Here is a 13,759-nt window from a genome sequence, read left to right as displayed (position 1 = left end):
GCGTTGTATTCCTGGAAACCGGTCAGGACGATGTTCGCGCCAGCGTCGGTGAGCATGGCTTGGCGGCGGTCTTCGGGGTCGGCGGGGTCGAGGGGCAGGTAGGCGCAGCCTGCTGCGACGACGCCGAGCAGCACGACCGGGAGGTTCAGCTCGCGTTCCATGCGCACGCCGACCGGCTGGTCCGGCCGGGCCCCTGCCTTGAGCAGGTGGGCGGCCACTTCGCGGGCTCGTTCGGCGAGTTCGCGGTAGGTCAGCCGGTCGCCGTCGAACACCAGGGCGGTCGCGTCAGGGGTGCGGTCGGCCTGCTCGAAGACCAGGCCATGCAGCGTGCCGCCCGGATGCTCCCGCTCGGTGGCGTTCCATCGGGAGACCACCTGGGCCCGCTCCTCCGGCGCCAGGAACTCCAGCTCGCCCACCGGCACGTCGGGCCCTGCCACGATCGCCCGCAGCAGCGCCTCGAACCGCCGCGCCAGCCGTTCCACCGTCTCCGGCAGGAACAGCTCGCTGTTGTAGACGAACCGGCCCGCCAGCCCGTCGTCGGCCTCCGTGACATACAGCTCCAGGTCGAAGCGGGTGGTCGTGGTGTCCAGCGCGAACCCCTCACCGCCGGCCCGGTAGCTCTGCAACGCGAACAGCACCTGCAGCTGCGGCCTGCTCACGTCGCGCACCGGATCCAGCTCCGCCACCAGCTTCTCGAACGGCAACTCCTGGTGCCCGTAGACCTCCAAAGCCCCATCTCTGGTACGGCGGAGCAGCTCGGCGAACCCCGGATTGCCGCCCAGCCTGGCCCGCATCGGCAGCAGGTTGACGAACAGCCCCACCACCGACTCGAACTCCGCCCGGCCCCGCCCGGCCACCGGCGACCCGACCACGAAGTCGGCCGCCCCCGACCACCGCCCGAGCAGCACGTGGAAGGCGGCCAGCAGCGCCATGTAGAGGGTCGCGCCCTCCGCCTTGGCCAGCTCCTTCAGCCGTCCGGCCACCTCCGCGTCCACGGCGAGGTCGAGCCAGCCGCCCTTCATCCCCTGCACGGGCGGGCGCGGCAGGTCGAGCGGCAGGTCCAACGGCACGACCCCGGCCAGCTCCGCACGCCAGAACGCCAGATCGCGGTCGAGGACGTCGCCCTGCAGCCGCTCCCGCTGCCAGAGGGCGTAGTCGCCGTAGCCGATGCCCGGGGGCGGTCCGGGGTCGTTCAGCAGCTCGCGCAGGATCAGGTCGGCCGACCAGCCGTCGGTCACGATGTGGTGGGCGGCGACCAGGAGCGCGTGGTCGTCGGGGGCCAGCCGGACGAGGGTGGCACGCACCAGCGGCCCCGTGGCCAGGTCGAACGGTCGCGCCAGCTCGGCACTGAGCACCCGCCTGGCCGCCTCCTCGGGATCGCCGCCCGAGGTGGTGTCGACCACGCGCAGCGGCACCCGGGCCGACGCGGCGACGCGCACCTCGGGACGGCCGTCCGGGCCCGCAGGGAAGGTCATCCGCAGGCTCTCGTGCCGCGCCACCGTCGCGTCGAGCCGCCGCTGAAGCAGCGCGACATCGACGGGACCGCGCAGCCGGGCCGAGGCGGGCAGCACGTACGCGCCGGTGCCGGGGGCGAACTGCTCCATGAACCACAGCCGCTCCTGCGCGAACGACAGCGGCGGCGCCACTCCCTCGGGCCTGCGCGCGATCGGCCGCTCGGTGTCGAGCCCGGTCACGGCCCGGCGGAAGCGCGCCTCCAGCCGAGCCCTCCGCTCATCCACGGCTGGTCCCCTCCTCGACGCCGACCCCGTCGGCTCCGTCGAACTCGGCCTCGGCCAGGCGTTCCAGCGCGGCGGCCAGGTCGCGTGGGGTGGGGTGGGTGAAGGCGAGTTTCAGCGGCACGTCGAGGTCCGCGGCGGCCGCGATCCTGGCCGTGGTCCTGGTGGCCAGCAGCGAGTGGCCGCCGAGCTGGAAGAAGTCGTCCAGCGCGCCCACCCGGTCCAGTCCGAGCACCTCCGCCCAGACCATGCACACCAGCTCCTCGGCGGCCGTCGCGGGCGGCTCGTAACCGGCCGCGGCCCGTCGTTCGGGGGCCGGGAGCGCGTCCTGGTCGACCTTGCCGCTGGGCGTCAGCGGGATCCGCTCGACCACCACGACCGCGCCGGGCACCAGGTGCGGCGGCAACCGCGCGCCCAGGTACTCGCGCAGGACGGCCTCAAGCTCCGGACCGCCAACTGTGGCGGGTACGGCGTAGGCGATCAGGGTGTCGTCGCGGATCACCACCGTCGCCTGGGCGACCGCCGGGTGCGACAGCAGGCAGGACTCGATCTCGCCGGGCTCCACTCGGTAGCCGCGCACCTTCACCTGGCGATCGAGCCGACCGAGGATCTCCAGTCGGCCGTCCAGGCGGAAGCGGGCCCGGTCGCCCGTCCGGTAGCGGCGCGTGCCATCGGGACCTGGCAGGAAACGTTCGGCCGTGAGGGCGGGAGCGCCGCGATAGCCACGCGCCACGCCCACGCCGCCGATGTACAGCTCGCCCGCGACACCCGGCGGGACGGGGCCGCCGTCGGGGGCGAGCACCTCCAGCGTGGTGCCCGAGAGCGGGTGCCCCACGGTCGGCCGCCGCTCGGACTCCCCAGGGTCCAGTTCGGCGGCGGTCGCGATGATCGTCGTCTCCGTGGGCCCGTAGCTGTTGACCAGCCGTGCGTTCGGCGGCCCTGAGGCGTACCACGCGGCGAGGGCGGGCCCCGGCAGCGGGTCGGCGCCGAGGATGAGCAGCCGGAGCCCGGGCGGCCAGGCGGCGCCCGAAGCGAGCAGTTCCTGCCAGTAGGAGGTGGGCAGGTCGATGACGGTCAGCGCGGCGCCCGCCGGGGACTTCAGGAAGTCCGGCAGCGGCTCGTCGGGGCACAGCACCAGTTCCGCACCCGCCGCCAGCGCCGGGTAGACCTCCTCGGCGTGCGTGTCGAAGCTCGCCGACGCGAACTGCAGCACGCGGTCGCCCGGGCCGACGCCGTACTCGGAGCGCATCCAGTCCACGCGCGCGGCCAGCGCCTCGCGCGGCACCTCCACGCCCTTGGGCCGCCCGGTGGAGCCCGAGGTGTAGATCACGTACGCCAGGGCCCGGGGGTCCACGGCACGCCCCGCCGAGCCGACCCCGGGATCCCCAACGCCGGGATCCCCAACCCCGGAATCCACGAGACCGGGATCCGTGAGCGGAATCGTCGGCAGGTCGCAGTCCAGCAGGCCGTCCTGCGACAGCAGCATCTCGGCCCCGGAGTCCCGCAGCATCCACCGCAGCCGTTCGGCCGGGTAGGCGGGGTCCAGCGGCAGGTACGCGCCGCCCGCCTTGCCCACCGCGAGCATCCCGGCGATCAGCTCGACCGACCGGCGGGCGCACAGGCCCACCACCGTCTCCGTGGAAGCGCCCGCCGCCACGAGCCGTCCGGCCAGTCGGGAGGCGAGAGCGTCCAGTTCGGCGTACGTCACGCGGCGTTCGCCCTCGGAGACGGCGACGGCGGACGGCGACAGCCGTACCCGCTCCTCGAACAGCGCGATCACGTCGCGCGTCCCCGGGACGGCCGTCGAGCGATCGGGCAGCCGGTCCTCCGGCAGCTCCATGGCGGCGCGCAGCGCCGACAGCGGCGTGGCGGCCGAGGCCGCCACCGCTTCCAGCACCCGCTCCCACCTGCGCAGCAGCCGCGCCACGGTCTCCTCGTCGAACAGGTCGGCAGCGTAGGACAGCAGCGCGTACAGGGTGCCGTCGCGCGGGGTGACGTCCAGCATCAGGTCGAACTTGGCCTGCGCCGCCCCCGGGTCGAACACCTCCACCTCGATCCCGGGCAGCGGCAGCGCGGACGCGTCCTTGTCCTGGATCACGAACATGGCCTGGAACAGCGGCGTCGTGCTCAGGTCGCGTCGCACACCGAGGTCGTTGAGCAGGCGCTCGAAGGGGATGTCCTGGTGGGCGAAGGCGTCCAGGACGGTCGCCTTGGTGCGGGCGAGCAGGTCGCGGAAGCTCGGGTCGCCCGACAGGTCGCCGCGCAGCACCAGCGTCTCGGGGAAGAAGCCGACGACGTCCTGCAGCTCGGGCCGGTCCCGCCCGGCGATCACCGAGCCGACCGCGACGTCGTCCTGCCCCGAGTGCGCCCACAGCAGCGTCTGGTAGGCGGCCAGCAGCACCATGAACAGCGTGCACCGCTCGTCGCGGGCCAGCTGCTCCAGCCGCGCGGTCAGCTCGGCGCCGATCCTGCGCACCTTGTAGTCGCCGGAGGCGGTCCGTACGGCGGCGCGCGGCCGGTCCACGGGAAGCTCCAGCGGCTCCAGCCCGGCCAGTTGCGCGCGCCAGTAGTCGAGGTCGCGCTGCGAAGGCTCACGCGAGCGCTGCCAGGCCGCGAAGTCGCGGTAGTCGAGCGACGGCTCGGGCAGGTCGGCCCGGCCGCCGCGCACCGCCGCCGCGTAGCAGCCGACCAGCTCGCCGAGCAGCAGCTTCAACGACCAGCCGTCGGCCACGATGTGGTGCAGCACCAGGCAGAGCACATGGTCGGTGTCCGACAGCGCCAGCAGGTGCATCCGCACCAGCGGCCCCGCCGCCAGATCGAACGGGGTGTTGGTGAGCTCGGCGACCAGCGACGTGGCCCGCGCCTCCCGCTCGGCCGCGGGCACCTCGCCCAGGTCGACGACCACCGGCTCGACCTTCATGGACGGCTCGACCAGCTGCACCGGCCTGCCCTCCTCGGCGGGGAAGCGGGCCCGCAGCGTCGGATGCCGCGCCACCACCGTGTCCAGCGCATGTCCGAGCGCCTCGATCGAGAGCCGGCCGCGCAGCCGCTGGACCATGTACATGTTGTAGGAGGCGTCGGCCGGATCCAGCCGCTGCAGGAACCACAGCCGCTCCTGCCCGTAGGACAGCGGCGCGGGGCCGTCCGGGTCGGGGCGCGGCGGAATGCCCGCCGCGCGCACCGGTGTCTGGCGCCGGAGCCTGCGCTCCAGCGCCGCGCGCTGCTCCGGGCTCAGCCGCGCCAGCCGTCCCCGCATGTCGCTCATGCGCCCGCGTCCTCCACAGGGTGTTCAGTGTCCTCGGCCAGCAGGGCGTCCAGCTCGGCGTCGCCGAGCTGCAGTTCCAGTACGGCAAGCGCCTGCTCGGCCACCGTCGTGAGCTCGAAGCAGACCCGCAGGTCCATCTCGATCCCGTAGACCTCCCGGTACCGGGTGACCAGCAGCACCGCCAGCAGCGAATGCCCGCCCAGCTCGAAGAAGTCGTCGTCCACGCCCACCCGGTCGCGGCCCAGCAGCTCGCCCCAGAGCTCGCACAGCTCGGCCTCCAGCGGCGTGCCAGGCTCGACGTAGGCAGTGCCCAGGTCGGTACGGCCAGGCCCGGTGGGCGCCGGCAGCGCGGCCCGGTCGAGCTTGCCGCTCGGCCCCAGCGGGAACTCTGTCACCTGCACGAACGCCTGCGGCAGCAGCGGCGGCGGCAGCTTGCGGGCCAGCGTGGTGCGCATGGCGTGGGCCAGCTCGTGTGGCTCGCCCGACCAGTCCACGTACGCGACGAGCCCGCGCCCGCCTGGCGCGTCGTCGCGCAGTGAGACCACGGCCCGCCGTACACGCGGGTCCTCGGCCAGCGCCGCCTCCACTTCGCCGGGCTCGACCCGCCAGCCGTGCACCTTCACCTGGTCGTCGATCCGGCCGAGGAACTCCAGCTCGCCGTCGGGCCGCAGCCGGGCCAGGTCGCCGGTGGCGTACAGCCGGGAGCCGGGCGGGCCGTGCGGGTCGGGCACGAAGCGGTCGGCCGTCAGGCCAGGACGGCCCGCGTAGCCGCGGGCGACCTGGACGCCCCCGATGTGCAGGTGTCCAGGCACGCCGACGGGCATCGGCTCCAGCCGCTCGTCGAGCACGTGCAGGCGGCAGCCCGGCATGGGGCGGCCGATCGGCATCGTCTGGCGTCCCTCGACGTCCTCGCACTTCCAGGCGGTGACGTCGACGGCCGCCTCGGTCGGGCCGTACAGGTTGTGCAGCTCGACGCCCGGCAGCCGCTCGAAGAAGCGGGCCGCCATCCGCGGCGGCAGCTCCTCGCCGCTGCACACCACGCGCTTGAGCGACGTGCACGACTCGATGCCCGCCTCCTCAAGGAACAGCGCCAGCATCGAGGGCACGAAGTGCATCGTGGTGACGCCGTGCCGCTTGATCAGGTCGCGCTGGTGGTTGGGGTCGCGGTGGCCGCCGGGGCGGACCGGCACCAGGCTCGCGCCCTGGACCAGCGGCCAGAAGAACTCCCACACCGACACGTCGAAGCTGGTGGGCGTCTTCTGCATGACCACGTCGTCGGGGGTGAGCCCGAACCTGTCCTGCATCCAGGCCAGCCGGTTGACGATGCCGCGATGGGAGTTGACCACGGCCTTGGGCCGGCCGGTCGAGCCCGAGGTGTAGATCAGGTAGGCGGCGTCGTCGGGCCCGGTGACCGGGTCCAGGTCGTCGGACGGCTCGTCGACCTCGTCCTCCAGCAGCACCGGCTTGACCGAGCCGCCGGGCAGCGCGTCGCGCAGGTGCCGCTGGGTCAGCAGCACCCTGGCGCCGCTGTCGGCCAGCATGAACGCCAGCCGGTGCCGCGGGTACTCGGGGTCGAGCGGCACGTAGGCGCCGCCCGCCTTGAGCACCGCGAGCAGCGCCACGACCAGCTCCGGCGAGCGCTCGGCGCAGACCGCGACCGGGTGGCCGCGCCCGACCCTGATCCTGCGCAGCCAGCGGGCCAGCCGGTTGGCGCGGGCGTTCAGCTCGGCGTAGGTCAGCGTGACGTCGCCGAAGACGACGGCGGGCGCGTCGGGCGTGGCCGCCGCCTGCGCCTCGACCAGCGCCGACAGCGTGATCTCGGCCGGTGCGGAGTCAGGGCCCGTGCCGAGCGCGAGCACTTGCTCGCGCTCCTGCGAGGTGAGCAGCGGCAGCGAGCCCACCACCTGCTCGGGGTCGGCGGCCACGGCCTCGACCAGCGTGCGCAGCTGGGCGTCGAACCGCTCGATCGTCTCGGGGTCGAACAGGTCGGTAGCGTACTCCAGGCGGGTGTGCAGCCTGCCGTCCCGCATGTTCAGGTCGAGCTGGATGTCGACCTTCGCGGTGCCGTTGGCGATCTGCCCCTCGTTGGTGCCGCTGGCCAGGTTGAACATCACCTGGTAGATCGGCGGCACGCTCAGGTCCCTGGTCGGCTGCAGGTCCTCCACCAGCCGCTCGAACGGCAGCTCCTGGTGGTCCAGCGCCTCGGCCACCGTGGCGCGCACCCGCGCGGCCGCCTCGCGGAAGGTCGGCGCGCCCGACAGGTCCACGCGCAGCGGCACCGCGTTGACGAACATGCCGATGACCGGCTCGGTCTCCGGCAGCAGCCGCCCGGCGATCGGCGTGCCCACCACGACGTCGTCCACGCCGGACCATCGTGAAAGGACCGCCGCGTAGGCGGTGAGCATCACCGTGAACAGCGTCGTGTTGAGGTCCTTGGCCAGCCGTTCCAGCCGGGAGCTCAGCTCGGGGGAGTAGGCCCCGAGCCGCATCTCCCCCCGATAGGTACGGCGGGCGGGCCGCGGCCGGTCACCCGGCAGGCCCAGGTCGGCGGGGATGCCCGCCAGCCGCTCCCGCCAGTGCGCCAGCTCGGTCTCCAGGAACTCGCCGGTCAGCCGCCCGCGCTGCCACACCGCGAAGTCGGCGAACTGGATCGGCAGGTCGGGCAGCTTGGGCGCCCTGCCCTCACCGATCGCGTCGTAGCACTCCTCCAGCTCGTCGACGAAGATCATGCTGGAGACGCCGTCGAACACCGTGTGGTCGAAGACGATGACCAGCCGCAGGTCGTTGTCGGCCAGCCGGACCTGCCTGGCCCGCCACAGCGGCGCCTCCTCCAGCACGAACGGCGCCGCCGCGTCGGCCCTGGCCAGCCGCTTCAGCTCCGGCTCCCGCTCGGCCAACGGCAGATGGGTCAGGTCGGTCTCGGTGACCACGGCGGGCGGCGCGGAGCCGGTGACGATCTGCGTGACCTGGCCGTCCCTGAACTCGAACGTGGTCCGCAGCGCCTCGTGCCGCCGCACCACCAGGTCGATGGCCTGCTCCAGGCGGCGCGGATCCACCGGCTGCCTGGCGGTCATCGGCATCAGCATGCCGATGTTGTAGACGGCGAGGTCGGGCTCGAAGCGGGCCAGGAACCACATGCGCTCCTGACCCGACGAGGCCGGGAAAGCGTCGCTCACTGAACGCCCCCTCCGTCCATGGCCTCACGCAGGCTCTTCGGCCGCATGTCTGTCCAGACCTGCTCGATGTGGGCCAGGCACTCGTCCTTGGTGCCGGAGAAGCCCGCGTCATGCCAGCCCGCGGGATTCTGCCTGGCCGCCGGCCAGATCGAGTACTGCTCCTCGTCGTTGAGCACGACCTTGACGTCGCTCACTGCTCGCTCCTCGGAAGACGGGGGATGGTCGGACCGGCCGGTTCGGCGGCGGGGGCGCGCCTGGCCTCGTCGATGAGCGCCGCGACCCCCGCCACCGTCGGCTCCTCGAACAGGCTGCGCATCGGCAGCCGCACGCCCAGCTCCTTGCGGATGAGGGCGATGAGCTGGACCGCGATGAGGGAGTTGCCGCCCAGCTCGAAGAAGTCGTCGTCGATGCCGATGTGCTCGCCGCCGAGCACCTCGCCCCAGAGCCTGGCGATCGTGGTCTCCACTTCGCCGCGCGGCGCGACGTAGCCTTCGCCGGGGGATCTGGCCTGCCGGTCGGCGACGGCGGCCGGGTCGAGCTCCGACTCGACCGTCTCCTGTGTCAGCGACCCGACCCCGGCGATCAGCTCGGCGACCGAGGTGGCCGCCACGACGACCTGCGGGCCGAGCGGCGCGGCCAGCAGCCTGCGCAGCGCCTGCGCGCCCTCGGCGGGCCTGATGCCGACGGCGTCCTCGGGGGTGGCCACGGCCGTACCGGCTCGCTGGGAGTCGGCGTTGGCGACGACGCCCGCCACCACGGCGTCGGTGTCGATGCGGCGCAGCACGTAGTCGGAGATCTGCACCAGCACGGTGCCGTCGGGCGCGATGAGCGTCACGTCCACGGCCAGCACCTCGTCGGTGTCGGTGCTGGTGATGCGCAGGTGGCTCCAGAACGCCTCGGGCAGGCTGCCCCTGACGGTGATCCGGCCGTAGCCGAGCGGCAGGTAGTGACCCTCGACCTCCACCCAGCTGAAGGAGGTGGCGCTGTCCATCAGAGCCGGGTGCAGACCCCATCGGTCCAGGTCCTCCAGCACCACGTCGTCGGCCTCGAACAGGCCGAGCGCCTCGTGCTGGCCGACGTATGCGCTGCTCAGGTTCTTGCCCCAGTGACCGCCGAGCGTCAGCAGCCCCGACAGCGGCACCCCGCCCTGGCCCTCGGGCGAGAGCACACAGCGATCCATGATCGTCCGCAGTTCCACGCGGTCGACGGGGCCGGGGTTCACCTTGGCGGCCGTGCCGCGGGCGTGGGTGCGGTGGGAGTCGCCGACGATGCTCTGCACCTGGAACTCCGCGCCGTCGGACTCGGGCGCGAACAGCACCCGCACCTCGGCGGTCGCCCCGTCGGCCACCGACAGCGGCTCGACGAAGACCACGTCCCGCAGCTCGACCAGCCCGTCGCCGGGCAGCACCGCCTGGGCGGCGGTCCTGGCCATCTCGACGTGGCCGGTGCCGGGCAGCACCGGCACGTCGGAGATGCGGTGCTCGTCCAGCACCCAGTGGGTCTGCGGTGACATGGTGCCGCTGCACCAGTCGAGGCCCTCGCCCTCGTGCCTGGCGTTGATCACGGGGTGGTCGATGGCCTTGATCCGGTCGCCGCGCTGCAACGCGACGAACCCGGCTGGCGCCGCCGTCTCCGCCGCCATGCCGACTTCCAGCCACTTGCCCCAGTTCACGCTGACGACCTGGGCGGCGTTCCAGCCGTGGCCCGCGCGGGCGTGCGCGTCGAGGAAGTTGTTGGCCGCGCAGTAGTCGATCTGCCCGAACCCGCCGGCCACCGCGGTGATCGACGAGCAGAGCACCACCGCCTCGAGCTCCAGGTCGCCGAAGGCCGCCTGGAGGGCGAGCGTGCCGAGCACCTTGGGCCGCAGGACGGCCTCGGCCGCCTCGCGCTCCTTGATCTGGGCCATGCCGCCGCCGGGCAGCCCGGCCGCGTGCACGAGCACGTCCACCCTGCCGAACGCGGCCAGCGTCTCGTCCCTGACCCGCCGCATGTCGGCGGCGTCGGTGACGTCGGCGGCCAGGCACAGCACCTGCGCGCCCGCCTCCTCCATCCGGCGGATCGCCGCGGCGGCTCTGGCCTCGCGCGCCGAGCGCGGCGGCCCGTCCGGCATCCCGCCGCGCGACAGCAGCACCAGCCGCACCCGTGCCCGCGCCGCCAAATCCTCGGCCAGCGAGATGCCGATGCCGCCCAGGCCGCCGGTGATCACGTACACCTGGCCGTCGCGCGGCTCGCCCGGCTCCTCGGCCACCTCCAGCTGCTCGTAGCCGAGCAGCCAGCGCCGCCCGCCGCGCAGCCCGACCGGAGCCAGCAGCCCCGCCTCGCCGGGTTCGGCCTGCCTGCCCAGCTCGGCCGCCGCCGCCTTGACCCAGCCGGCCCCTGCGACGTCGATCTGCCGCACGCGCAACCACGGCGTCTCCAGCGGCACCACGCGAGCGAACGCGGCCAGCGTCGCGTGCTCGGGCCTGGTGAGGTCGTCGCCGACCACGTCCATGGTTCCCGAGGTGACCAGATCGAGCTGGACGCCGCCCGCGGGCTGCGCCGCCGACAGCGACTGCACCAGGGCCAGGACGCCGAAGAAACCGCGGTCCTGAGCTTCCCAGGTGTCGTCGGCAGGGCCGGTCGTCGCCCACGCGTGGACGATCCGCTCCGGCACCTCACCGACCGCCTCCAGCAGCGCGTCGTAGTCCTCCCGTACGGCAGGCCGTACCGTGAAGCTCGCGCCGTCGGCGGTGAAGCCGTCGCCCGGCCGTACCTCCAGCACCTCGGCCCCCGACGCGCGCAGCGCGGCGGTCAGCGCGGACGAGTCGTCGTCCACGAACGCCAGGCACCGCGTCACCGGCGCCGGACGGGCGGGGCCGGTCGGCGCCTGCCGCCAGACCGGCACGCCGTACCACCGCTCGGGCGGCAGATTGCCCTGCGGCTGCTGCTGCCTGGCGACGCCGCCGACCCACGCGCCCTGCGGGTCCGGGTCGATCCAGGCCCGCTGGCGCTCCCACGCGTAGCCCGGCAGCGACACTCGGTAGCCCGGCGCCCCGAAGTCGGACAGCTCGACGCCGTTCACCCACAGCGCGCCGACGGCCTGCGAGAACACGTGCACGTCCCCGGCCTTGTCCCGCGGTCCAGGCAGCGACGGCAGCGGGCCGACCGCGCCGGCCGGAAGCTGCGCCCTGACCAGCCCGGACAGCTGCCGCCCAGGACCGCACTCGATCATGATCCACTCGCCGTCGGCGACCAGGTTCGCGACGCAGTCGCCGAAGCGGACCGGTTCGCGCACGTGCCTGGCCCAGTACGACGGGTCAGTGGCCTCGGCCGCGGTGATCCACGTGCCGCTCACGTTCGACAGGAACGGCAGGCTCGGCGCGTTCATCTGAGTCTGCGCGACCAGCGCGCGGAACTCGCCGAGCATCGGCTCCATCATCGCCGAGTGGAAGGCGTGCGAGGTGCGCAGCATGGTGCAGCCGACGCCCTCCTCCTCCAGCATCTCGGCCAGCTCGCGCACCGACGCCGAGGGCCCGGCCACCACGCACGTGCCGGGACCGTTGACCGTCGCCACCGACACGTCGTCGGGCAGCAGCGGCGCGACCTCGTCCGGCATGAGCTGCACGGCCAGCATCGAGCCCGTCGGCATGCCCTGGATGAGCCGCCCGCGCGCCTCGACCAGCCGCAGCGCGTCCTGCGGCGTGAACACGCCCGCGACGGTCGCGGCCACGTACTCGCCGATGCTGTGCCCGATCATCGCGGCAGGCTCGACGCCGAGCGACAGCCACAGCCTGGCCAGCGCGTACTCGACGGTGAACAGCGCGGGCTGGGTGAGCGAGGTCTGCCGCAGCCGCTCGTCGGCCTCCTCGCCGGTGGCGAAGATCTCGTCCCTGAGGTCCAGGATCGCCGAGCACTCGTCGACGGCCTCGCGGAAGACCGGCTCGTTCTCGTACAGCTCGGCCGCCATGCCCGCGTACTGCGAGCCCTGGCCGGAGAACAGGAACGCCACCTGCGGCGCCCGCTTCGGCTTGCTGCCCGAGACGATCCGCTTGGGGTCCGACAGCGCGGCGACCGCGTCCTCGACCGAGGAGGCCACCACCACGGCCCTGCTCTTCAGCTCACGCCGCCCCACCCGCAGCGTGAACGCCACGTCGGCGAGCTCGGCGTCCGGGTGCTCGGTCAGGTGCGCGGCCAGCCGCTCGCGCGCCGCCGCCAGCGCCGCGTCGGTCCTGGCCGACAGCTTCAGCAGGTGCGCGGGCCGCTCGCGGGGCAGCGCCGGGCGCGGCGGCGCCTCCTCCAGTACGGCATGCGCGTTCGTCCCGCCGATGCCGAAGGAGCTGACGCCCGCGCGGCGGGGGACGCCGTCGCGCTCCCACTTGACCGGCGAGGAGACCACGTAGAACGGGCTCTTCGGGAAGTCGATCTTCGGGTTGGGGCTCCCGTAGTGCAGCGTCGGCGGGATCAGCCCGTTCTCCAGGGACAGCACCGCCTTGATCACGCTGGCCACGCCCGCCGACTGCCCGAGGTGACCGATGTTGCTCTTGACCGAGCCGATGCCGCACCACTGGGTGTCGTCGGTGTCCATCGAGAACACGCTGGACAGCGCCGCCACCTCGATCGGATCGCCGAGCGCGGTGCCGGTGCCGTGCGCCTCGACGTAGGTGACCGTACGCGGGTCGACGCCGCCCACGCCGAGCGCCTGCGCGATGACGGCCGCCTGGCCGTCCATGCTCGGCGCGGAGAAGCCCACCTTGCCCGCGCCGTCGTTGTTGATGGCGTTGCCGAGCACGACCGCGCGGATGTTGTCGCGGTCGGCGATCGCCTCCGACAGCCGCTTCAGCACGATCACGCCGCCGCCGCTGCCCCAGATCGTGCCGCCGGCGTTGGCGTCGAACGGGCGGCAGTGCCCGTCGGGGGAGACGATGCCGTCCTGGTCGTAGACGTAGCCCTGGCCCTGGGGCAGGTCGAGCATGGCAGCCCCGGCCAGCGCCATGTCGCACTCGCCGTTGCGCAGCGCCTCGCACGCGATGTGCAGCGCCACCAGCGCCGTCGAGCACGCGGTGTGCACGGTGTAACTGGGGCCGCGCAGGTCGAGCTTGTAGGAGGCGAGCGTGGCGCAGTAGTCGACGTGGTTGCCCACCATGACGGCCAGCCACCCCGCGTTGGCGTGCGCCTGGGCGTTGCTGCGGATGTTGATCCACTGGTAGAAGTCCGAGCCCGACCCGGCGTAGACGCCGATCTCGCCCGGGTAGCGGAACGGGTCGTAGCCCGCGTCCTCCAACGCCGTGTGCGACAGCTCAAGGAACAGCCGGTGCTGCGGGTCGCGCACCTCGGCCTCCCTGATCGACATGCCGAAGAACGCCGCGTCGAACCCCTGGTGGTCGTCCATCACCATCGCGGCGGGCACGAAGGCGGGGTCGGCCAGCGCGCTCTCCGACACCCCCAGCGCCCGCTGCTCGTCCATGGTGTAGGTGGTCAGCGACTCCACACCGTCGGCGAGGTTGCGCCAGAACTGCCGCGCGTCACCCGCTCCAGGGACCCGGCACGACAAGCCGATGATCGCGATCGGCTCGACCGTGGGCTCGTCATTCATAAGGTCTCCT

At 73.3% G+C, this 13,759-nt stretch carries 5 protein-coding genes; all 5 read right to left on the bottom strand.

Annotated elements, in window-relative coordinates; genetic code table 11:
* Positions 1 to 1,739: condensation domain-containing protein (locus tag ACFXJ8_RS02735; RefSeq protein WP_379642047.1), on the bottom strand; the 1,739-nt coding region annotated here is incomplete at its 3' end.
* Positions 1,732 to 5,001, bottom strand: a complete 3,270-nt coding sequence (locus tag ACFXJ8_RS02730) for an amino acid adenylation domain-containing protein (RefSeq protein WP_379642046.1) — start codon at positions 4,999 to 5,001, stop codon at positions 1,732 to 1,734. The genes ACFXJ8_RS02730 and ACFXJ8_RS02735, both read right to left, overlap by 8 nt.
* Complete coding sequence (locus ACFXJ8_RS02725) at positions 4,998 to 8,177, bottom strand: amino acid adenylation domain-containing protein (protein ID WP_379642045.1); 3,180 nt, start codon at positions 8,175 to 8,177, stop codon at positions 4,998 to 5,000. Before ACFXJ8_RS02725 ends, ACFXJ8_RS02730 begins: the two co-directional genes overlap by 4 nt.
* Positions 8,174 to 8,371 carry an MbtH family protein gene (locus ACFXJ8_RS02720; RefSeq protein WP_379642044.1) on the bottom strand — a complete coding sequence of 66 codons (198 nt, stop codon included), beginning with the start codon at positions 8,369 to 8,371 and terminating at the stop codon, positions 8,174 to 8,176. Before ACFXJ8_RS02720 ends, ACFXJ8_RS02725 begins: the two co-directional genes overlap by 4 nt.
* Positions 8,368 to 13,749 carry an SDR family NAD(P)-dependent oxidoreductase gene (locus ACFXJ8_RS02715; RefSeq protein WP_379642043.1) on the bottom strand — a complete coding sequence of 1,794 codons (5,382 nt, stop codon included), beginning with the start codon at positions 13,747 to 13,749 and terminating at the stop codon, positions 8,368 to 8,370. The genes ACFXJ8_RS02720 and ACFXJ8_RS02715 overlap by 4 nt, the downstream gene beginning before the upstream one ends.
* Positions 13,750 to 13,759 lie beyond the last annotated feature (10 nt).

This window comes from Nonomuraea sp. NPDC059194 (genome assembly GCF_042754765.1).
In the GTDB taxonomy this organism is placed as follows: domain Bacteria; phylum Actinomycetota; class Actinomycetes; order Streptosporangiales; family Streptosporangiaceae; genus Nonomuraea.
This window is presented reverse-complemented; position numbering and strand designations above follow the sequence as displayed.